24 protein-coding genes are annotated in these 20,422 nt (G+C 69.5%); 4 read left to right on the plus strand and 20 right to left on the minus strand.

Translation table 11 applies throughout. The features are described 5' to 3' along the window. Positions 1 to 27: 27 nt before the first annotated feature. The 4 genes from ACFY1P_RS16000 to ACFY1P_RS16015 all read right to left on the minus strand — a co-directional run bounded on the left by ACFY1P_RS16000 (position 28) and on the right by ACFY1P_RS16015 (position 6,333). A complete protein-coding gene (locus ACFY1P_RS16000; protein WP_390750903.1) occupies positions 28 to 4,425 on the minus strand; it encodes a hypothetical protein in 4,398 nt (1,465 codons plus the stop codon). Between the two features lie 473 nt (positions 4,426 to 4,898). Continuing rightward, positions 4,899 to 5,234: a hypothetical protein gene (locus ACFY1P_RS16005; RefSeq protein WP_390750904.1), complete on the minus strand. Its 336-nt coding sequence runs from the start codon at positions 5,232 to 5,234 to the stop codon at positions 4,899 to 4,901. Positions 5,235 to 5,314: 80 nt separating this feature from the next. Continuing rightward, the gene (locus ACFY1P_RS16010) at positions 5,315 to 5,659 is read right to left on the minus strand and encodes a hypothetical protein (protein ID WP_390750905.1); all 345 of its coding nucleotides are present in this window, start codon (positions 5,657 to 5,659) and stop codon (positions 5,315 to 5,317) included. A 74-nt stretch (positions 5,660 to 5,733) separates the two neighbouring features. Further along, positions 5,734 to 6,333, minus strand: coding sequence for a phage tail protein (locus tag ACFY1P_RS16015; RefSeq protein WP_390750906.1), 600 nt, complete (start codon positions 6,331 to 6,333; stop codon positions 5,734 to 5,736). A 114-nt stretch (positions 6,334 to 6,447) separates the two neighbouring features. Between ACFY1P_RS16015 and ACFY1P_RS16020 the strand changes: the two genes are divergently transcribed. After that, positions 6,448 to 6,915 carry a DUF4429 domain-containing protein gene (locus ACFY1P_RS16020; protein ID WP_361519545.1) on the plus strand — a complete coding sequence of 156 codons (468 nt, stop codon included), beginning with the start codon at positions 6,448 to 6,450 and terminating at the stop codon, positions 6,913 to 6,915. Between the two features lie 10 nt (positions 6,916 to 6,925). On the opposite strand, the gene ACFY1P_RS16025 is transcribed toward ACFY1P_RS16020, so the two are convergent. The 6 genes from ACFY1P_RS16025 to ACFY1P_RS16050 are packed head-to-tail and all read right to left on the minus strand — an operon-like array spanning position 6,926 to position 9,974. Continuing rightward, a complete protein-coding gene (locus ACFY1P_RS16025) occupies positions 6,926 to 7,312 on the minus strand; it encodes a hypothetical protein (protein ID WP_390750907.1) in 387 nt (128 codons plus the stop codon). Then, positions 7,309 to 7,620 carry an HK97 gp10 family phage protein gene (locus tag ACFY1P_RS16030; RefSeq protein ID WP_361519415.1) on the minus strand — a complete coding sequence of 104 codons (312 nt, stop codon included), beginning with the start codon at positions 7,618 to 7,620 and terminating at the stop codon, positions 7,309 to 7,311. The genes ACFY1P_RS16025 and ACFY1P_RS16030 overlap by 4 nt, the downstream gene beginning before the upstream one ends. Before the next feature lie 39 nt (positions 7,621 to 7,659). Continuing rightward, the gene (locus ACFY1P_RS16035; RefSeq protein ID WP_390750908.1) at positions 7,660 to 8,028 is read right to left on the minus strand and encodes a hypothetical protein; all 369 of its coding nucleotides are present in this window, start codon (positions 8,026 to 8,028) and stop codon (positions 7,660 to 7,662) included. After that, positions 8,025 to 8,402: a hypothetical protein gene (locus ACFY1P_RS16040; RefSeq protein ID WP_361519421.1), complete on the minus strand. Its 378-nt coding sequence runs from the start codon at positions 8,400 to 8,402 to the stop codon at positions 8,025 to 8,027. Before ACFY1P_RS16040 ends, ACFY1P_RS16035 begins: the two co-directional genes overlap by 4 nt. A gap of 60 nt (positions 8,403 to 8,462) precedes the next feature. Continuing rightward, complete coding sequence (locus ACFY1P_RS16045; protein ID WP_390750981.1) at positions 8,463 to 9,458, minus strand: phage major capsid protein; 996 nt, start codon at positions 9,456 to 9,458, stop codon at positions 8,463 to 8,465. Positions 9,459 to 9,470: 12 nt separating this feature from the next. Next, positions 9,471 to 9,974 carry a hypothetical protein gene (locus ACFY1P_RS16050; protein WP_390750909.1) on the minus strand — a complete coding sequence of 168 codons (504 nt, stop codon included), beginning with the start codon at positions 9,972 to 9,974 and terminating at the stop codon, positions 9,471 to 9,473. Between the two features lie 465 nt (positions 9,975 to 10,439). On the opposite strand from ACFY1P_RS16050, the gene ACFY1P_RS16055 reads away from it, so the two are divergent. Beyond that, positions 10,440 to 11,393, plus strand: a complete 954-nt coding sequence (locus tag ACFY1P_RS16055) for a hypothetical protein (RefSeq protein ID WP_390750910.1) — start codon at positions 10,440 to 10,442, stop codon at positions 11,391 to 11,393. Here ACFY1P_RS16055 and ACFY1P_RS16060 read toward each other — a convergent pair. The 4 genes from ACFY1P_RS16060 to ACFY1P_RS16075 form a co-directional block, all read right to left on the minus strand. Continuing rightward, positions 11,390 to 12,205: a hypothetical protein gene (locus tag ACFY1P_RS16060; RefSeq protein ID WP_390750911.1), complete on the minus strand. Its 816-nt coding sequence runs from the start codon at positions 12,203 to 12,205 to the stop codon at positions 11,390 to 11,392. The two genes, ACFY1P_RS16055 and ACFY1P_RS16060, sit on opposite strands and share 4 nt — an antisense overlap. Then, positions 12,202 to 13,590, minus strand: coding sequence for a phage portal protein (locus tag ACFY1P_RS16065; protein ID WP_390750912.1), 1,389 nt, complete (start codon positions 13,588 to 13,590; stop codon positions 12,202 to 12,204). The genes ACFY1P_RS16060 and ACFY1P_RS16065 overlap by 4 nt, the downstream gene beginning before the upstream one ends. Before the next feature lie 19 nt (positions 13,591 to 13,609). Beyond that, entirely contained in the window at positions 13,610 to 15,295 is a 1,686-nt protein-coding gene (locus ACFY1P_RS16070; RefSeq protein ID WP_361519431.1) for a terminase, read from the minus strand. 84 nt (positions 15,296 to 15,379) lie between these two features. Continuing rightward, positions 15,380 to 15,739 carry a hypothetical protein gene (locus ACFY1P_RS16075; RefSeq protein WP_390750913.1) on the minus strand — a complete coding sequence of 120 codons (360 nt, stop codon included), beginning with the start codon at positions 15,737 to 15,739 and terminating at the stop codon, positions 15,380 to 15,382. Between the two features lie 721 nt (positions 15,740 to 16,460). On the opposite strand from ACFY1P_RS16075, the gene ACFY1P_RS16080 reads away from it, so the two are divergent. Together ACFY1P_RS16080 and ACFY1P_RS16085 are read left to right on the plus strand one after the other, a co-directional pair. Next, positions 16,461 to 16,850 carry a hypothetical protein gene (locus ACFY1P_RS16080; RefSeq protein WP_390750914.1) on the plus strand — a complete coding sequence of 130 codons (390 nt, stop codon included), beginning with the start codon at positions 16,461 to 16,463 and terminating at the stop codon, positions 16,848 to 16,850. A gap of 216 nt (positions 16,851 to 17,066) precedes the next feature. Continuing rightward, entirely contained in the window at positions 17,067 to 17,438 is a 372-nt protein-coding gene (locus tag ACFY1P_RS16085) for a hypothetical protein (RefSeq protein WP_390750915.1), read from the plus strand. A 431-nt stretch (positions 17,439 to 17,869) separates the two neighbouring features. Here ACFY1P_RS16085 and ACFY1P_RS16090 read toward each other — a convergent pair whose 3' ends face one another. From ACFY1P_RS16090 to ACFY1P_RS16115, 6 genes are all read right to left on the minus strand, one after another. Next, on the minus strand, positions 17,870 to 18,058 hold the full coding sequence (locus ACFY1P_RS16090; RefSeq protein WP_390750916.1) for a hypothetical protein: 189 nt from the start codon (positions 18,056 to 18,058) through the stop codon (positions 17,870 to 17,872). A gap of 159 nt (positions 18,059 to 18,217) precedes the next feature. After that, positions 18,218 to 18,850, minus strand: coding sequence for a hypothetical protein (locus ACFY1P_RS16095; RefSeq protein ID WP_390750917.1), 633 nt, complete (start codon positions 18,848 to 18,850; stop codon positions 18,218 to 18,220). A gap of 29 nt (positions 18,851 to 18,879) precedes the next feature. Further along, entirely contained in the window at positions 18,880 to 19,074 is a 195-nt protein-coding gene (locus tag ACFY1P_RS16100; protein WP_361519446.1) for a hypothetical protein, read from the minus strand. Continuing rightward, positions 19,071 to 19,385, minus strand: a complete 315-nt coding sequence (locus ACFY1P_RS16105; protein WP_390750918.1) for a WhiB family transcriptional regulator — start codon at positions 19,383 to 19,385, stop codon at positions 19,071 to 19,073. Before ACFY1P_RS16105 ends, ACFY1P_RS16100 begins: the two co-directional genes overlap by 4 nt. A 215-nt stretch (positions 19,386 to 19,600) precedes the next feature. Further along, positions 19,601 to 20,005: a hypothetical protein gene (locus ACFY1P_RS16110; protein ID WP_390750919.1), complete on the minus strand. Its 405-nt coding sequence runs from the start codon at positions 20,003 to 20,005 to the stop codon at positions 19,601 to 19,603. Then, positions 20,002 to 20,379, minus strand: a complete 378-nt coding sequence (locus ACFY1P_RS16115; RefSeq protein ID WP_390750920.1) for a hypothetical protein — start codon at positions 20,377 to 20,379, stop codon at positions 20,002 to 20,004. Before ACFY1P_RS16115 ends, ACFY1P_RS16110 begins: the two co-directional genes overlap by 4 nt. Positions 20,380 to 20,422 lie beyond the last annotated feature (43 nt).

Here is a 20,422-nt window from a genome sequence, read left to right on the forward strand (position 1 = left end):
CAGGTGGTTGGTGTGTGCGCCGGATGGTCAGGCGTACAGGGCATCCGCGAAGCGGAGCGCGGATACGATCTGCTGCTCGGTGGGGACGCCGGGAACGGAGTGAAGGTGAATCACCGGCGCATTCCCCGGTGTGCCGCCGTTCACGGGGGCGGAGTTGATGCCCTTGGAGTCGGCGATCACGTCCCACTGAGCCGGGGTGAAAACGGGCTCAGGGCGACCCAGGCCGTTGTAGACGAGGGAGAGGCCCGGGGGCAGGTATCCGCCGGAGTCGTATCCGCCCGGCCGGTCCAGCGCGGACAGAGAACCGTACCTGTGGATTGCGTAGTTCAGGCCGGAATAGATGTTCGCCAGCGGGTTGACGGAAGTCCCGTACAGAAACGGACCGGTGTTGCGGAACGGACCGGCGTAGGCGTCAAACGTTGGCCCGATGACCTGCATCAGACCTACGCTCGGGGTGCCGTCCTGGGCGTTGATATCCCAGTCGTTGACGATGTTCGGATTGCCGCCGGATTCATCGTTCATGCGGCGGAGGACGGTGTCGAGCCATGACGCCGGCTGACCCAGCATTTGCAGGGCCTGGAGCACTTGCGGCGTCCAGCGGGTGACACCGCTTCCACCGGTATCACCGCCCATCTGGGGACTGCCCCCGGCGGAGAAGAACCCGGACACGAAATCAACGACCGTGTCCTTCAGCCCGGTTACGGGCGTCCGGAACACCTCGCCAATCATCTGCGACCACTTGGACGCGTCCAGGCCGTCCAGGTCACCGAAGACCGGTTTCAACAGCGCGTCCATGGCAGTGCCGGGGTGAGCCAGCATGTCCGCAGCGCCCTTCACGCCGCGCCATGCCTGGGTGGCCTTGTCGCTGGTCCAGTCCCACGCCTTGCCCGCGGCGTTCTTGCCCCAGTCGAGGGCGGAGCCGAGAACGCCGCCCTTGGCGAGCATCTGCGTGCGGGCGGCCCGGAGGAGTCCGAGCGACCGAGCCCGGTATTTCGGATCGGTCGGGATGACGTACTCGGGATAGCGGGGGTTGCCCTCGCCGACGATCGCCGTCGGCTTGTTGAATACCCCAGGGCGGACCGGGAGCGGACCGCCGGACTCAAGCAGCGGCAGCTTTTCCATCTTCAGCTTGTCGCCGATGCCAGGAATCCAGCCCGTCAAGGTGTTCCAGACGTCAAGGACGCCGTTGTTCCAGACGGTGCCTATCACGAAGTTGACCGGGTCGCGCGTGGCGTCCTCGATCTTTTTCCACGCAATCGCGATGGCGTCCTTGGCGTGTGCGAAAGCCCAGGAGATGTTGTCCAGACCGTCCTTCAGGGCGCCGAATGCGGGGCGCATCGCGTTTTCCCAGCCCCACGAAATGGCGTCGCCGATCGCGCGCCAGACCGGTTTGACGACGCTGTAGTACAGCCACGAGATTGCAGGGCCGAGAACGCTCTTCAGGAAGAGGGTGAACGCGTCGACGGCTGGTTTGATCACGTAGGCCCAGGCGACGGCGATGGCCGCGCCGATCAGCTCGAACGTGGGCCGTACCACGGCCTCGTAGAGCAGGACGATGACCGGCCACAGGACATTGCGGATGAACGACCAGAAGAGCTGGAGCGTCGGCCAGATCACGTCGAGCCAGACGGTTTTGATGACCTGGCCGATGAACTGGAACATCGGCCAGACGACACCCGTGGCGAAGTCCCGGACGACCGGGGCCAGGGTGTTCGCGATGACCGACCACAGGGCGAGAAGGACCGGCTGGAGAACTCCGGTCCAGACCGCCGAGACGACCAGGCCGATCATCTGGAACGCGGGGATAAACGCGTTCTGCCACAGCCACATGACGGCCGGGACAACCCGCAGCATGATGAAGTCGGCGAGCCAGGAGAACGCCGGTTTTACATACCCATCCCAAGTGGTTGAAACCTGAACAGATATCCAGGCAAAAAAAGGGGATAGCGTGTTGTTCCAGAGCCAGAGGAACGCCGGCGCCACCCGGCCCATGATGAGATCGGCGATCCAGCCGAATACCGGCTGGATGACGGTGAGCCACGCGGTAAGGCAGGCCGCTTTGATGGCGTCCCAGCACGCGGTTACGCCGTCGCGGAACCAGCCGAACCGCCGCCAGACATAGACAAGGGCGAGCCCCAGCGCGATCAGCGCGCCGACGACAAGGAGAATGACGTCCGCTGTCCAGCCGATGGGCGTCGCCTGGATCAGCAGCGCCATCGCGCTCGTCGCCGCGTTGACCAGCCACTCGGCGACCGCAACGGCCTTGAGGGCGAGGCTGATCGAGATCAGCGCGATGCCGATGGCCTCCAGGACGCCCGGCGGCACCAGGGCGATCAGGCGGGCGAGGTCACCGACGAAAAGGAGCGTGATCCCCGACATCGGCTGGAGCGCCGTCAGGAGATTGCCGGAAGCGGTCCCGAGACTGCGGAGAATACCCCCGACAACGGGTCCGTTCTCGCGGATGCGGGCGAGGAATGCCGCGAACCCCGGTGAATCCCGGAGGCGTTCACCCCATTCGGAGAACCGTTTCGCCTCGTTGACGAGACGCTCGGTGAATGCCTCGGTGTGAGGGAGGGCGGCGTCGAGCATGCCCGCGAAGCCCTTGAAGAAATAACCAACGGCCGTGCCGGTATTGCGGATTGCGGGGCCGATGGCCTGGGTCAGGTCGTCGCGGAAGCGGTCCCAGAAAGGGGTTTTGAAGTCGGCCGAGGTGGCGTCCATCAGGTCCCGGACACCGGATGCGGCGGAGTGGACCAGCGGCGTGAAACTCGGCAGGGAGGCCCGAGCGCCGTCGAGGCCGCGTGTGAAAAGCGGCATCACCTCCGGCTGAAGCGAGGCGGACCAGTCCGTGAACGCGCCCTTCAGGGCAACGAACGCATCGAACGTGGCGCGGGCCGAGGGCGACAGGGCGTCGAGGGCCTGCCGGTATTTCCGTGCGGCGGTGTCGGCCGCCGACGTCGCGCCGGCCGACTGCATGTGCGCGGCGGCCACCTGCCGCTCGGCGTTGGCGACCGCATCGGCCGCGGCCCGCTGGGCCTTGGCGACGCCCCGGACGGCATCGCCGACGCGGGTCTGTGCGTCGGCGACGGCGCGGGCCTGGTCGGCGACACGCTCGTGCGCCTGGGCAACACCGTCCTGGGCGCGCCGTACCCCGTCCGCGCCGTCGACGCCAGCCGCGTTCGCCCGGCGAGCGTCGGCCTCCAAGCGGCGGTGCGCGAGGGACTGTTCTTTGAGGCCCTGGACGGCCTGGTCGTAGGTGAGCTGGGCTTGGTCCCGCTCCAACTGCGACGCGGCCGGGTCGGCGCGGACCTTGGCCAGGTCTTGCCGGGCCTGTGTCAGGCGCAGTGTCGCCGCCCGCTCGGACAGGGCGGAGTCGGTGAGCTGGTTGTTCAGGTCCTCCAGCTGCCGGACGGCGTCGGCGCGGGCCTGGGTCAGGGCCTGCTGTGCGCGGCGTTCGTCGTCCTGGGCGCGGGCAAGCTGGGTTTCGGCGCGGGTGACGCCGTCCTCGGCCTGGGCAACTTGCCGCTGTGCGGCGGCGATCTGGTCGGCCCCGTTGCGCTGGGCTGCGGCCAGCGCCCGCACCGCGCCTTCCTGCTGGGCGGCGCGCTGGGTGGCCTGGACGGCGGCGCGGGCCCCGTTGTCGGTCGCCGACGAAGCAGCGTCCTCCGCAGCCTTCTTGGCCTGGAAAGCCTGCGCGATCCCGATGATCGCGGGGACGGCGACGGCGCCCAGGACCGCGAACCCGGTGGCGGCGACGACGGTGGCGGCGGCGAGGCCGGCGACCTGTCCCGCCACGATCTCCGCACTCGGAATGGCGGCCAGACCCGCCAGGGCCAGCGTCAGCCCCAGGGTCCCCAGGAGTGCCGGGGAGAAATCGAAGTCGATGCGCTTGCCGTCGAGGGCGTCGGCCTGCGCGCGGACGGCGGCCAGGGCGGCGGATGCCTGCGCGGCATCCACCCGGACATCAATGTCCGCATCAGAGGCGGCCAGGACGGTAAGGCGGGCCTGTACGGCGTCGATCTGCGCGAGGGCCGCCCCGGCGTCGACATCGATGCCGACACGGGCCGTGGCAAGGGTGGTGAGCTGGGCCCGGAGGGAGGTGAGTTCGGCGCGGGCCGGGGTGGTGTCCGCGTCGATGTTGATCTCGGGCAGCGCGGCCTGCGCGGCCTGGACCTGCGCCCGCAGCCGGCCGCCGAACGACCCGTCGGTCTCCAGGCGGACGACGCCGGGGCGGGCAGTGATGCGGTCGATGTCCTCGCGGACCTGGGCGAGGTGCGCGCGGGCGGCGGCGGTGTCCGCCCGGACCGTGACGTCCGGGTGCGCGGCACCCAGCCGCGTCAGCTCGGCTTCGAGCGATTCGGCCTCGGCGCGGGCGGCCGCCGCGTCGATGTCGACCCCGATGGTCTTCCCGGCCAGGGCCTCCATGCGGACCCGGAGGGCCTGGAGGTCGGCGTCGGCCTCGTCGGTGTCCGCACCGACCTGGAGCTTCGGCAGCGTCCTGAACGCCGCCTCCAGCCGGGTCTTCAGCGACCGGGCGAACGCCCCGCCGCTCTGGTCGCCCTCGCGGGTGGCGGACTGGCGGGCGCGGGTGCCGCCCTGGCGGACGGCGTCGGGGATGGCGTTGCGGATGGCCGGGGCGAGGGCGGCGGCGATGTCCCGGCCGAGGGTGGTACCGATCTGCGCGCCGCCGCCGACACCGGCGGTCATGGCCTGCGTGAACGCACGCCCCGCGATCCGGCCGGCGTCCTGCCCGGCGGTTGTGGCGGGCTGGGCCAGCGCGGTCTTCAGTCGCTCGGTGATCCCCTGGACGTTGGGGATGACCTGGACTTCTACGGACCCCAGGACGATCGCCACGGCGGCCTCCTTACATACGGAGTGGCCGCCGCGGGCGACGGGGGTTACGGGGGCGGTGCGGGGGTGCCGTTAATGATCTTGAACAAGGTGTCCGCCGCCGCGGGGGTGATGCGCGGGCGGTCGGGCGTGCGGGGGACGCCGGGGCGCGGCACGGGCGCCGGAGGGGCGGGTTTCTTGCCGCCGCTGGTGTTCACCAGGGCGTAGTAGTGGGAGAGCCTGTTAACGGCGTCGATGGCCTGCGCCAGCAGGAGATCAGTCTGTGACCAGCGGCCCCGGGACGGGTCGGCGCCCTCGGCCTGGGCGTCCAGGTCCGCCGGTGGTGCCGCGTTGCGCAGCGCGGTCATGGTCGCCGACTCGGGCGGCAAATGCTCGATCAGCACGCGGACTTGTCGCCAGGTGAGACGGCCCCGGTACAGGTCGAGGAGATCCGTACCGGGGTAGTAGCGGCGAAGGTCGGCTTCTACCGCTTCCGCGTGATCTTCGAGGACCCGTTGCGTCCACTGGACTTTCCCAGCGCCTCCCCGCCGGCCTCGGCGACCTGCGCGACCCACGCGCCGATCTCGTCCTGCGTCGGGTCACCGTCGTACCAGGCATCCACGTCGTCCGGGTGAAGAACACCCTCGGCGAAGCGGTCGAGATCACCGGAGTTCAGGGCGCGCAGGGTCGAGGCGCGCCAGCGCTGCGAGGGCAGCGCACGGACCGGGTATCCGGCCAGCTCCACCGTCACGTAGTCGGCGGAGACGTCGGTCTCCTGCCCGGCCGTCGGACGGTCGGCGGCGGAGGGGGAGGCGGTGGTGGAGGTCATGGGGGCGGGGCGTCCTTAGGGGGTTGTGCCGGGCGTGCGGAGGAGAAGATCGGCAGGGGTGGGGCGGGCGGGGGTCAGCTCTTCGGGGTCGAAGTCGCGGGCGGGGTCACCGGTGCCTTTGTGGTGAAGAGGTGGTAGACGGTGTTGTTCGCGGCGTCCGGGTAGGCGGTCACCTTGATGTCGTAACCCGCCATGTCCTCCGACTTGTAGGTGACGTCGGACCGGTCGGTGATCTCACCGGAGGGCACGTAAAACCCCTCCATGCTGTCGCCGTCGGCGACGAGGAAGAACCACGAACGGCGATCCGGGCTGGGCGAGGCGGATTCGGCGAACTTCGACACCCCGTCGGCACCCGGGGTCAGGTCCGCCACCGGAAGGCGGAACATCAGGCTCTTGACGATCGGGGAGTTGGTTTCCCACATCGTCAGGCCGAACGTCCGCACGCTCTTCGTGATCTGGGTGCGGAACGCGGAGGTCACGCCCCATGGCGTGAATTCCTTGTGGTCCTCGTCAATGCCGTACTTCAGGCCGTCGTCGGAGATCGCGCCGAGCCCGGTCCAGGGGGAGGGAGGTGTGCCCAGAGCTGTGGGGCCGGGGGTGCCGAGCGGGGCGACCCAGCCGCCGCCGTTCGCGCCGACCATGGCCAGGTCGGCGGCGCGGGTGATCTGAAGCAAGGGGAAGGAACTCCGTTCACAGGAACCCGTCATCGGACGGGGCAGACCAAGCGGTAGGCAAGGCCATAAGGTTTGGGCGGATGCTGTGATTTCAAGGGGAGGGCGCACACCGTGATGTATGCAGAAGGTCTGTCGGGACAGGTCGCATTCGACGGCCAGTTCGTGACGATCACCCGCCGGGGATTCCGTGCCCGCGTACTCGTCGGCAAGGGAGAGAAGCGAATACCTCTGCACCAGGTGAGCGCAGTGCAGTGGAAGCCAGCGGGTCCGGTGGTCAACGGGTTCGTTCAGTTCTCCCTGGCCGGCGGCAACGAGCGCCAGTCGGCTTTCGGCACACAAACCCGTGACGCCGCCAGGGATGAGAACTCGATCGTCTTCACCCATAAGCAGCAGCCCGCATTCGACCACCTTCGGACGGCTGTCGAGGCGGCTCTTGCCGCAATGGCAGGCGGCATGCCATCAGTTGCATCGCCCGCCGCCGATGTTGTGACGCAACTCGACACACTGGCCCGGTTGCTGGCATCCGGCGCACTGACCCAGCAGGAGTTCGACCAGCAGAAGAGACGTCTGCTCAATTCCTGACCTCGGGCGGTCAGGCGGCGTGGAGACGGACAGCGTAGGTCGCACCGATCCGGATCACCCCGGGGTTCTCCCACGGGCGCCAAGACGGTGCGGACACCGTAGAGGCGGCGGTGAACACTGCCGCTGGCGTCCGGACCACGGACCCGGGCAAGGAACCCACTAGTACGGCACGGGTGCGGGTGGCCAGGGCGACGGCGTCAGCCCGGGTGGCCGCGAAAGCGTCGACGTCGACGAGGGCGTGATCGAGGCGGAACCCGTCATCGCGCCCCCCGATCCGGTGCAGGCGCACCAGCGGAACGGCGTCGGCCAGGTCGGCGGGGGTGTCGGTGCACACCCGCACACCCAGGTGCGGGGCGAGCCACGCGACCAACGCCGCTTCGGCGTCCGGCCACATCACGGGGCCCGCACGCTGGTCGCGGCCCGCAAGAGGGTGTGGTGGGCGGGGGTGCCGTCGCCGCCGTACTCCACGAACCGGGCATGCTTCGCGGTGTTGATCACGACGGCGCCGGTACGGTCGTGCCGCACGCCCATCCGGCGTCGCGCCCACGCCTCGAACGACGTCTTGTAGGCGCCGGTGTTCACAGGAGCGGTGGCCTCGGCAATCGTCTTGATCTCCTCGGCCCGCGTGAGCAGATGGGCGGCGAGCATCGAAGAGTTGAGCAGTTGGCGGACTCCGGCCCGGTTGATTTTCACCTTCGGCGGCACGACCACATGCCTCCTCTCTCTACAGGTGGAGGACCGGGGTCATCCGGTGACGCGGCGGGCGGTGATCTGCACGCCGGCGGTGGTGCCGGTGAGCGGTGAGCGGTAGAGCTCCACGGGGCCGTGGACGGTGTAGGCCAGGCCGCGGACGCGGAGGCGGTCGGTGGGGCGGACGTCGGCGGTCGGCGGGGCGTAGATCACCAGATGTACGGTGACGGTGTCCCGGTCACCCAGGATTTCCCCGCCGGGCCCTGCTCCGGCGCCGGAACTCCCCGGGGCGACCGTGCACCCGGGCACCGGGTGCTCGACCTCGGGGCCGTCCACGTCATTGCCGTAGACGTCCCGCACGGGCGGGCCGGGGCGCAGGACGGTGACCGTCTCGCCGAACATGGGGATCGGCGCGGCGGTCATTGTCCGTACCACCACGGCAGATCCCACGACGGCGGACGGGGCGGCGGTGCCCCCGCGCCCGGTGGTGTGGGGTCGACGGTGAACGCGCCGCCGCGGCCTGCCATCAGTTTCAGTGAACGGCGTTCGTCGCGGGTCATGTACAGGCCGGCCTGCGACTGCGGGCGCTGGACGCTGTACGGGCCGACCGTCTCCGCCACGATCCCTTGGGGGTTGGCGTAGGCGCGGGCGGCCACGGACAGCACGACGGCGCCGGCGCCATCGGGGAGCGGGCTGACCACAGCCCGGCACAGAGACTCGGCCTGGGCGATGATCAGCGCCGCACGCTCTTCCTGGACGTCCTGGCCGAGGAAGTCGGCGAGCTGTTGCGCCGACACCAGGGGCGCCATCCCTCACCCCCGGTTGCTCGATGCCCAGAGGACGGGGGCGGGCGGTGGTTACGCGGCCAGGGCGAACTTGTCCTGTGTCGGCGGCGTCTTCCTGGGGGCGACGGGCGGTGCGGTGTACGTCACGAACGCGGACGTGTCGCCGACCGCGAACCCGTAGTGCGCCTCGCACAGCATCAGGATCAGGTTTTCCTGGAACGCCGAGTGGATGTGGCCGTCCGCGTCGACGTAGGTGCCGACGTCGGTGGTCTTGATGGTGATGTCCATGCCGACGCCGTAGACGGCCTGGTCGAAGTCACCGGCGACGGCTCGCAGGCCGGTGTCCGTGGTGGTGGACTGGCGGTTGAGTTTGCCGCCGATGCCGCGGTTGTAGGCGATGGGGTAGCCGATCAGGCTGCCGCGGGTGACGGTGCCCTGCCCGGCCGGGTCGGGTACGAAGATCGGGCGCCCGGTGGTGTCCGTGGACAGCAGCAGTTCGGGCTTCAGGAGCGGGTCGGCCACGAACCCGGTGGTGTCGTAGCCCGATTCGGCAACGGACTTCAGGCCGGTGACCACGTCGGCGTAGAGGCCGCCTTTGGACTGCGCGGTGGTGCCGAGCGCCACCGTGTTGGGGGTAGCCGCCAGGTAGTCCGCGAAAGGGCCCTTCCCGCCGGTCATGGTCTTGCCGTGGATCGCGGCGTAGTCGAAGGCGCGGCCGAGGGCGGTGGGAAGGTCGCGCTGGAGCTGCGCGAAGAGGCCGGCCGGGTTCGTCATGGCGACCTCGGCGGAGACCGGGACCAGGACGGCGACCTTCTTGCCGCGCATCGTCCGCACGGAAAGCGAACTGGAACCGAGCGGCTTGGTGCCCGCCTCATCAACCCAGTCGGCCAGCGGAACATCACCGGATACGGGGATGGCGGTTCCGGCGGTAAGGGAGAGCGGGACGCGGCGCGCGAGCTGCATAACCGCCGAGGACTCCACGGCCTGGTCGAAAATCGGGCCGGTGATCTCCGGCGGAAGCAGTGTCGAGGGGACGCCGCGGGTCTGTATCGGGGTGACGGTGGAGATAGCGCAAGTTCCTTAGCGGTGGAGGGTGTTGTGGAGAATCCCGGTGAACAGGGCGGCGGGGTCGGCGGCGGTGTGCTGGCCGGATGAGCCCTGGGTGGGGTCGGGCTGCATCAGGCGGCGGCCGGCGGCGGGGGCGATGTCAACGAGTAGTTCGTCGGCGTCGGCCTCCAACTCCTCCCGGGTGGTGCCGACGAGGCGGGCGGCCTGCCGCTCGGTGAGGCCACGCGAGTGCGCGACCTGGGCGCGGACCAGTTCGGCGCGGGTCTGATCGGCCTGCCGCTCGGCGGCCTCCGCGCGCTCGGTGAGCCGCTGGGCCTCGGTCTTGCCCGCTTCCTGGAGCTGGTGCAGCTCGGCGGCGGCGGGCTCCAGCTCGGCGACGCGCGCGGCGTGGCCGGCCAGCTCGGCGGCGAGTCGTTCGATCTCCGCACGGGCGGCGGCGGGGTCCTCCCACGAGCGCGGTCTATCGTCCTGCGGGGCAGTGCCGTCCGGTGCGAAGGTGGGGTCGGGATGACTCATGGGGCCTCCGGGCAAGAGAAAGCCCCGCCATCACGCGCGACGGGGCTGGGGTGGGTCTGAATCGGAGAGATGGGCACAGGATCGGTCCCGCGTCACCATTGCGTCACGGCTTTTGCGTTTGCCTTCGTGAGCTCCAGGCATGTCGACATGATCCGTACTTGAGCGGGCTATCACAGTGGGTGCCCTCGGCGGCAGAACCGGCCTGGCGCATCGGGGCCCGTTCGATCAGAAGGTGGGGCCCGCTCGCACTGCCAATTCACGTGAGGGATACACGAATTGAATTGTCCGAACGGGTGTGCGGGGCGGTTTGGGTGGGCACTTCCTACGCTCCTCATCATCACCCTTATGGGAGTTACCGCTTGCAGCGGCACATCGCATATCAAAACCTCGGGAGCCACCCCCGACCATCCTGGAGGGACGGCTCTGTTAAGCAGTCCCGTGCCTGGCGGCTCGGAACCCGCTGACGTGCCAGGAGTAGTTGGCTATCTCGCCGTCGACCCGACGAGCGTCACGTATCTGCAATGGCAGGCCGACTCAACAGGGAGCCTGAAGGGCACCGAAAATTCAGCCACCGTGACGGGTGCTCCACCAGACTCGTCTGTCAAGACCGGCACCACTTCGTGCTACGGCCAGATCAGCGGCACCTCAGTGACGATCGATATCGGCCTGCACACTGATCACGGTGTCCTGTCCGGTGCCAGCCTGACGTTGAACGTCGCCCAACCTGATGGCAGCATCCGCCCGATTGCATACCGGCGAGCGACCCCGAGCGATTACAACGGGGCGCTGGCAACACTCAATTCCACGATGCAGCACACCGACGCCCGGGCCCAGAACGTGAGCGATCAAGCCAAGGCGATAAGTAAGCTGACATCCGACTACCAGGCTCTAGGGCAGCAGAAGTCCAGGTTCAAGGGTGACTTGTCCAGCCTCAACAGCGACCTTGGCACTGCCACCTACGACCTGAGCAGCGAGCACGCCGACGAAAAGAAGGCAATCACCGAGGCGCACAACGGCACCGACAACAACACCATGTGCAGCGACGCAAATAGCGTCGAGGGTGATGCCAACGGTGTTGAGGGCGACGCTAACGGACTCAGCGGAGACCTGAACTCCACGAAGGATGATCTGGCCTCGGCCCGAAGTAGCATCTCCACACTTGCGAGCGACCTACAAGCAGTCCAGCAAGGCGATCCCGGCTTCTCCGGGACTGCCGACGCTCCAGCCCCCGGCGCGGTGTCGCAGGCCATTGCCGATGCCCGTAAAGCGATCTCGCAAGCCGTCCGCACGGCCAACAGCGGTATCGACCAGATGAATGACGTTGTCGCGACGGCCCATACATACGCCGTCGACGCGGCGAACGCTGGGAACTGCAACCCGCCGAACGCGGCGGCGTCAGCGATTGATCACATCACCTAACCTCGCGCTCGCCCCCGGCGGAACTTCGCGTCAAATGTCCCGCGGAAGGCATTGAGGGCGTCACCACCGTAAGCGCCGCGCGTGGCGGTGTTGTAGAGCGTTTCCCACTCGGCGGCCTCGGGTGTCGGCTCCCACGTCTGGCCCTTGAAGACGGGTTCGGCGTGGCAGTCGCACCGGTCGTGGTACGGGTCGCCGCCGGTTGTGGTCTCGGCGGTGTGCTGGTCGGCGTAGACAGGTCCGCGGATGATCAGGACCGCGCAGAAGGAACAGCACGGTCCTTCGGTGACGCGGGCCCATCCGAGGGCGGCTGGGTCTTTGCGGGCGGCGCGTTCGATGGTCCGGCGGCCGGGAAGAGCGGCAAGGCGTTGCGCGGAGGCTGCTTCCCGGCCCCGGGCCTGCCGCCGAAGTGCCGGTTCGTCGCGGGCCTGTTGGGCGTCGGCCTCGGTCCCGCCGTCGGCGAGGGCTTTGGCGGCGGCGCGGTCGGCTGCCTTGCGGGCCTGGTTGGCCGACCAGCGGCGGGAGGCGGCGATCTGGTCCAGGGGCGGGGGCTCGGCCACGGGGACGGTGAAAGGAGTGTGGTGGCCGGCGGTGCGGCGGGCCTGGTCGTAGTAGTCCGCGGCCAGCGACGCCGACGCCGACCCGTACTTACGGACCAGGCCCGCGACGACGGCCGTCCACGCCTGTTCGGTCCCGGGTCCGGCGGGGGCCGCTTCGTACCGGCGCCACCCGGTCTCGAACTCGGCGTTCATCAGCCGGAGCAGCGCGGCTTGGCGGCGCCGGTGGACCAGGGCCAGCGCCCGCAAGGACGTCACGCCGCATCCCGGCCGACGACGTCCTCCGGGGCCGCGCCGAAGGTGGTGGCGAGGCTGTCGAGGACGTCACGGCCTGCGGTGCGGAGGCGTTCGGCGGCGATGCGTTCGCGCTGGGCGCGGTCGATACCGGCCCGCTCCAACGTCACCTCCGAGGCTGCGGGCAGCACCCCGGCGGAGACCAGTTTCGTGGTGGCGTCGGCCTGGGCGGCAACCGTCGGGGTGGAGGCGTCCCGCCACTGGACATCGACCACCGGCACCGGCCCGGTGACGCCCGTCAGCTTCAGGGCGAGCCGCATAGCGCGCGACCACGGACCGGAGAACGACCGCTGACGCCGCTCCGCCTTCTTGATCAGCCGGGCTTCCGCGCTGCGGATCGCCTCGGCGGAGGCGGGGTTGTCGGTGGTGTAGCCGAGCATGTGGGCGGGCAGCGCGGTCACGCCGGCGACGAGGCGGGCGTAGGTGTTCACGATCCGGTCGTAGACGGCCGGGTCGTAGGCGGGGAACTGCCCGACCTCGGGGGTGTTGCCGTCCTCGTCGCGCTCCAGCGCGAGGTAGCGGCCGATGTAGGTCTCCCACGCGCTCCGCTGGGCGCCGTCGGGCCCCTGGAACGAGGACTCCGAGGCGCCGAGGATGTACCGCTGTGGTGCGGCGAAAAATTCGCGGGCGACCTCTTGGCCGAGGAGTGTCCGGCACGCGGCGTCGGTGAGGGCGCGTACCTCCTCGGTGATCTCCGAGGAGCCGCGCCGGTCGGCGACCCGTTGCCGGTTTGCCAGCCGCACCACCGGCACCACGCCGAGGCTGTGGGGCTGCCGGTCGGTCACCGTCCAGCCGTTCCCCGAGCCTGCCAGGTAGATGGTCTGGTCGGGGAGGTAGAGGGTGGCGGAGCGCTGCGAACCGGCGGTGATCAGACGCAGTGCGGAACGGATCGTGCGTGTGCGGACGTCGTAGTCCACGCTCATGTGCTGCGGCGACTCGACCGACACCAGAGGGCCGCCGTACTCGTCGACGCCGACCGCCAGGTACGACCGGCCGTAGACCAGCGCGTCATGATGCGCCAACTGCGACTCGTCGGCGAGGTCGTTGGCCTGCCAGATGTAGGAGAGATCCTGTTCGGCCGCGGGGTCGTCGGGGCACCGGAGGCTGTCGACGTCAAGCCGCTCGTCCAGGGCGTCCACGACGATGCGCGGCCACCCTGTTGCGGTCCGGATGGCCTGGAGCTGGGGCGGTATGGCAATCCCGAGGTTCGCGGTGCGGGAGAGCCCGGCGTAGTAGTCATCCAGCGTCCGTAGACGCCACATGTCCTCGGTTGCCGTCCCGGACAGCAGGGACAGCGCGCCGGCTTCCGCGTCCGAGAGGGTGAGGGTGGGCAGGGCAGGGGTGGACAACGTGCGTGTTCTCCTCCATCTATCCGAGGACGATCACGCGTCCCTTGCCGCGCGCCCGGGGGCGCTTGCCGTACTTGCTGCTGTTGATGACGAGGCGGCGCAGCATCCGCGCGCCGACCATGCACACCGCCAGGTCCACCTTCCGGGGTGATTCGCGGTGTTCCTTGCCGATGGTGACGCCCCACTGGTTCACGCGCCGTCGCGCGTTGCCGACGTGTGTGCGCATGATCCGGTGGCCGTCGTGGGTGATCTGGCGTTCCAGGATGTCCACGCGGGCGCGCATCACCGCGTGGGTGAATTCCTCCTGACGGCGGCGGTCGCCCATGTCCCACTCGACCGCATGGCGGCGCGTGCCGGTGATGGTGGCGTGGACGAGGAGACGGGCGCCGTAGCGCTCGGCCCATCCATCGATGTAGTGCGCCCAGTAGCGGCCGCCGTCCTCGTCCTCACCGGTACCGGGGTCGGCGAAGAACGCCAGCACCCGGTAGGTGGCGAACACGCGGTCCACGGTGGCGTCGACGTCCTCCCGCGGAACGTTCCACACCTCCACCTGCGGCGGGCGCTGCCACACCCCCGCGGTGCTCACGTGCCCGTCGGAGACGCGGCACAGAACGAGGCCGGTGGCGTCGTGGGATTTCGAGCCGTCGAAGAACATGACGATCTCGTCCCCGTCGGAAAGGGAGAGGTCGGGGCGGGCGCAGGCATCCCATTCATAGGGCGCCATCCACGCGTCCTCGGCCGCGGTGATCTGGTTGTACCAGAACCGCCGGGAGCGGGACGCGGGGTTCCTCACGTCGAGAATGGAGGCCACGATGCGATCGATGTCCAGCCATGTCGCATCCCCGCGCACGGCCCGGATGACTGCGGGCGCCCACGCGGCGTTCAGCTTCGCGTCGGGCGGTGCTTCGAGGGAGTCGTAGAGGAGTCCGGTGTCGACGGCGCGGCCGGCCTGCGCGGCCTCCCACGCCTCCCGGGTACGCTCCGCGACGCTGTCCTCGCCCGGTTCGTAGGCGTTGGTGATCGCGAGCGTTCTCGCGCTGCCGTCGGCCGACTTGGTGGCGTTGCGCTCGATGACGGCTGCCATGGCATGGCCCGAGTTGTTGGCGAGCCAGTGATGCGGTTCGTTGATCAAGCTCCAGGATGCCCTGGAGCCCTCCAAAGCGCGCGGCGAGGAGGTAACGGCCTCGATCCGGGCACGGCCCCGGTGGGCGTAAATGACCTCCTTGCCCAGGTCGATGCCGTACTCCTCCATCGCCCGGGAAGTGAAGAGTCCCGGGAAGAGGACCATGGTGTTCCTGGTCTGCGACTGGTTGACGGCGGCCAGTTGAACCCACGGCTCAGGGTGCGGCTGCCCCAACGGCTGCCCCTCCGGAACCCCCGAGGGATGCCCAGGACCGGCGACTTGGCCGGACGGTCGGCAGGGGCCTACGAACTCAACTGCCGCGTACGTCGCGCCGAGCGGGTCTTTGCCGTGGCCCTTGAGCCGCTGGAAGACCGCATCCCGGTACAGGAACCGCCCGGTGACCGGGTCGATTGCGTAGTACCAGAGGGTGAACCGGGCCTGTTCGGGGGTGTAGCGCCAGGGGCGGTCGGTGGAGTGCTGGAGGTACTGCGCAGTCCATGACAGGACGTGCCAGCCCAACGAGAACTCCGGGAGGACGAACCGTCCGTCGGTGCCACGGCGCCAGGTCGGGCCGATGGCCACCGGTTCGATGACGTCGGGCGGTGAGTCCTCGTCGGGGGCCGGAGCGGAGGGGGGCAGGGGTCGTCACCCCCGCCCATGCGCGAGTCAGGAGCCGAGCGCTGCCCGGTAGTCCGCGATGGCGGTCACCCCCGCCGGCGTCTCCGCCTCGGCAGGGGCCCGCTCCAGTTCGATCCGCACACGGCGGCGGGCGCCCTCAGTGGTCAGCAGCTCCGTCATAGCGCTGTTGACGGCGGCGAAGAGCTGGGCGGAGAAGCGGGCACCGGCGTCGAGATTCCGGGACATGGCCTCGGCGACGTACCGGGCGGTTGCCACGTCCGAGGGCTCGTAGAACTGCGACTGACCCGACAGGGCAAGCGACGAGTACCAGTCCCGGGCGATCGGGTGCCACGTGCCCTCGGGCTCCGGCCACGGCGCGGTGCCGTCGGCGGAGGGAGCGTTCACCACGTCGGGACCGTCGGGAATGTTGCGCCGTCGGCGTTCCGAAGAACGCTTCGGCACGGGGCCGCGGGTACCCACGGGAGCCTCCCTCCTCCACTGGTCAAGGCGAGTTCGCGACCTGGAAACCCGTACAGAACCGGGAGTGCATTGCCCATCGCCCGGGGAGAGAACCGGGGAGGGGGACACCCCCCAGGGGGCCGGCCGACCAGGGCCAACCAGGACCGTTACAGAAGGTGATCAAGGCGGCCAGGGTGGGGGTCGTCAGGGCGGCGCCGGCCGGGCCGGAGGGCACGGCCGGCGGCTCCCTCGGCTGCGCTCTTCTGAGCGTGGCACGGGCCGCAGACGCCCTGTAGAGCCCGGTCGCGGTGGTCGTCGGTCATGGCCTGGATGTGGTCGACCTGCGTCGACCGGCGCACGCCACAGAGGCGGCACACCGGATCACGGGCCAAGATACGTTGCCGGATGATTACCCAGTCGCCGGGCAAGCGGGCCTGTCGGTCGCTTGTCGTCCAAGCCGTAACGATCACCTCGGCAGCATCATCTGTCACTTGGGAATAACCGCGTAAAGCACCCGACCGAGCATCAGGCCCTCATGTGGGTCATGGCTTGAAATCCTGTGCCGCGAACGGGAGTTCGATGATTAGCTAACTCCCGCTCACGCATGATCCGTGGGTGGGTAATTGCGCAGGCACATCTGCGCCCCCCGTAAACGATCAGGAGGAAGATCATGTTGCGGTCGAAGAAGGCGCTTCGAGCGTCTCTGGCGCTGGCGGTTGCCTCGATAGCGCTCGCAGTGCCGTCCCAGGCGGCCACTGGCCAAGCGGCCAACGCGCAGGGGAAGCCGGGCGCATCGGAGGAATATAACTTATCGATTTACAACCGCACCCACGACAATATTGGCACTTACCCCTGTGTGGCCCACGAGTGGAATTTCCCCAACTGGCCCATAGCCTCCATAGCCAGCAACTGTAACCGGCGTGTGTGGCTTCACAGGAACATCGACAAGTCCGACAGTCCGATGTGCGTCCCGCCTGCCGACCAGGCGTGGGTCACCGACATCCCCGAAGCCTTCCAGCACCCTGCGATCTTGGAAGTGGGCAAGGCAGCCTGGTGCTAGCGGCTTGTGCGGCTTCGTGAATCAGGCCGGAGTGTCCGCGCCCACCCGCTTCCCTCACTGGTATGCGAGTGGTGCGCGGACCTCTGAGCGCAACGTCCCGCTCCAGAGCGAGCCCGAACGAGTACACGCGTGGGAGGGCTGCAAAGTGACGGCCCGGCCCGAAGGGGCAGCTTTCATCTCTTACACGGTGCGCGTGTCCTGGCTACGCTCGCAGACATGGATGACAGGGAGATAAGGCGCGAACAGCTGGAAGGCGTGTGCGATGCCGTAAGGGCGTGGTCGCGCGTATGTGGCGAGGAGCGTCCGAAAAATGTACGGGTGGTGTACACGACGCACAAGGCTGCTACCGAACTGCTTCATCCCGGCGTGACGGCCGGTGACCATCCGTGCTACTTCGTCACGCTTGAGGGCAAGTTCGATCTACCTACGGAGTTGGATGCTCCACGGCGCACTGGCGTATGGGCCGCCTTGTACATCAATCCTGAGACCCTGCAAGTGAGTTCGTTAACCGTGCGGCCAAGTGAGTACATCCCCGATCCCTTGCCGCTGGAACGGCTGGGAATCGTCTATGCGGTCGGGGCTGACTAGCCGGTGGCCTGGCTCAGTTGCCACCCTGCGCCATTGGTACGGGCTGCCCCACCCGCGTCGGGGCACCGTCACTGGTGCCGGGGTGGTCAATCCCCCGTCGCCGCCTGCGTGGGCCGGTCGGGGGGTCCGTGCGGAGGGGTTCGAACCCTCTCTGCCAGCCGGTTCGGTCACCCCCGCCGGGGTGAGCTACTGGGGCCGGAGTGCTTGCCGCACACCACACACGGAAGCTGTTGGAGTAGGAGGGGCTGCACGATCTTGCGACCCCGTTCGGCTCACCCCCGCGAGGGCGGGGGCCGGTTACTGATGGGCGGTGCAGCCCCCGGTGGTCCCGGCCGGAGTCGAACCGGCTTGCCCGCCTGGAGGCGCGGGCGCTCACTCCGTCGTGAGCTGCGGGACCCGACGGCCGCAAAGGGCCTTCCACGGGCGGATGTTCACTCGGGTGTGCCGCGCCTGGTGAGGTAGGCGCGGACCTCGCGCAGGTCGACCAGGGCGCGGCCGGCGCGGTCGTATCCGGTCCGCTGGACGTGACCTCGGCGTATCCACTGGCGGACAGCGGCCGGGGTCACGCGGACGTAATGGGCGGCGGCGACGGTGTCGCAGATAAAGGGAGTTGGGGACACGTGCGTCTGCCTCCCGCCCAGGTACGGCGAAAGCCCCACCGGCCAGGGGGGAGGGGCCGGTGGGGCTTTCGGGTCTGTTCACCCCGGTATGCGGACATACGGGGGGTGCTGCAATCGAGTGTGACACGGTCCGGGGAAAACCCCAAAGACCCCTGCTGCTCAGACGGCCAGGGCCAGGGCTGCGCCCAGGTCCAGGGCGTCCCAGGTGGTCCGGCACCACCGGCAGGTGACGGTGGCCGCGCCCGGGGTGTAGCGCAGGACGGCGCCGCATGCCTGGGTGGCGTCGTCGGGCGAGGGCGCGGGGCAGTGCCCGATGCGCCGGGCGCGGGTGGCGGGGTCGAGGAGTCCGGTGGCATCGCTGTGCACCTCGCCGATCTCCCGCGCGAAATCATCGACGGCGGGGTGGTGTTCGACGGCCCAGGGCACGTTCGCGCGGAGGGCAGTGGCGGCCTCGGTGAGCGGGTCGGAGCGGTAGGTGGGCGCCGTCCATTGGAGGTGGTCGTGCCAGTCGGCTAGCCAGCTGTCGAGGGCGGCCGTGGCGGCGGTGATGCGGTCGAGGACGTCGAGGCGGAGGGGTGCCGGCGGCTCGGTGCTGGCGCTGACGCGGAGCCCGTAGGGTGCGCGGCCGGAACCCGGGGCCAGCAGCCCGTGAAGATCACGTATGAGGTCCGGGAGCTGGTCGAGTTGGTCGGTGATGCGCCGTTCGCAGGGGCGGCACGCGTACCGGTGCCATTCGTCGGCCCACAGGACGCGGTGGCAGACGGTGCACGCGGGGCGGTCTGTGCTGGTCATGGTGCGCTTTCGTGTCGGCGGGGCGGTGGTCAGCCTGCGGCCTGGGCTACGGCGTGTTCGGGGGTGATGTCGCCGACGCACAGGGCCTGGAGGGCGGCGGCAATCTCCCCTTGCCGACGCGGAGTGCACAGGAGCGTGTCGACAATGTGGGCTGCGGTGGCGAGCCGTTCGTAAAGGTCGTCAAGTCGGTCGTCGGTGATGGTGTCCGCGGTGTCCCGGATCATGCTGCGGAGCCTTCCGTGGACGTCGCCCGGCGGGAGGCGAGCCGACGGGAGGTGGGGCGGTAGTCCTGCTCCGCCTCGGTGCGCCCGCCCCAGATGCCCGGTTCGCGGTGGTCGCGGGCCCACGCGGCGCATTCGGTGCGCATGACGCAGCCGGAGCAGAGGTGTTTGGCCGCTTCGACGCGATAAGCGTGCTCGTCCGGCTGCTCCTGCCCGTCGGGCGGAAAGAAGAGGTCGGGGGCGGCCGTGCAGGGAAGGCGGTAGTCCTCGGTCCGCGGGACGTAGGGCGGGGGCGTGATCTGGATAGGGAGCACGTGGCTTTCCGAAGTGGTCGGCGGGCGGAAGCGGGCCCGGGGCATCGAACGGCTGCACGGCCCTGTGCGGGGCGCTTGCGGGCATCTGCCAGCCGGAAAGCCCCGGCGGGCGGGCTGTGCCGCGAGAGGGCCCGTTGTGGCCGCTGGCGGCCTGGGTGGGGCGTAGGGCGAGGTCGGCGGGTTGCGTGTGGTGGTCGAGATCGTGGTGGTGGCCATCAGCGGGGTTCCTTCGGAACGTGGCGGCCGGTGGAGGCGAGGAGCTCGGCAAGGGGGCGGCGTCGGGTGGTGGGGTCGGCGGCGCGGATGCGCTGGGCGCGGACGGCGGCGAGGTAGGCGGCGACGTCGTCGGGGTCGGCGTCGGGGATCTCCGGGGACTGGCCGGGGCCGTGGATGTGGCGGGACCGGCCGGCCCGCATCTGGCGCACCTTGGCGGTGATCTCGCCGACGGCCACGAAGGCTTTGCCGGAGTCCACGAGGGCGACGACGGCGGCGCGGGCGTCGGTGAGGCTGTAGGGGGCGAGGACGTCGTGCCACGCGTCGGGGGTGTACTCGTCGAATCGCTGCTGCGGGCAGATCGCGCGGACGTAGCGGGTCAGGGCAACGGTCTCTTCGGGGGTCACGCGATCAGCGCTTTCTGTGTGTCGTGGTCGGCGGGGTTCTCGGCGGCCGAGCGGGAGCGGGCGCGCTCCAGGGCGCGGGCGAACATGTCGTCCGTCGACCGCTGCTGGTGGTCGGCGGCGCGAACGGGCGCGGGTGCGGCGGGGGCGTCGGCGGGGATGTCGGGCAGGGCGTCCCACACCTTGATCAGGTAGCGGACGGTGCGCGGCGGGTCGCTGGGGTTCCAGGCGCGGCAAGCGGCGTCGACAAGCCGTGCCGCGGGCACCCGCTCCAGGTGCCGCCGGAGGGCGTCGCGGTCGCCGCTGTCGGTCCGCCAGCCGACAACACAGCCAGCGGCGGTGAGCATGTCGGCCAGCGTCCGGGCGAACTCAGGCACCCCCGTTCCTGTTGGCGCTGTTGTGATCGGTGCGGTGCGCTGC

The organism is Streptomyces sp. NPDC001407, assembly GCF_042895325.1.
Classification (GTDB): Bacteria; Actinomycetota; Actinomycetes; order Streptomycetales; family Streptomycetaceae; genus Streptomyces.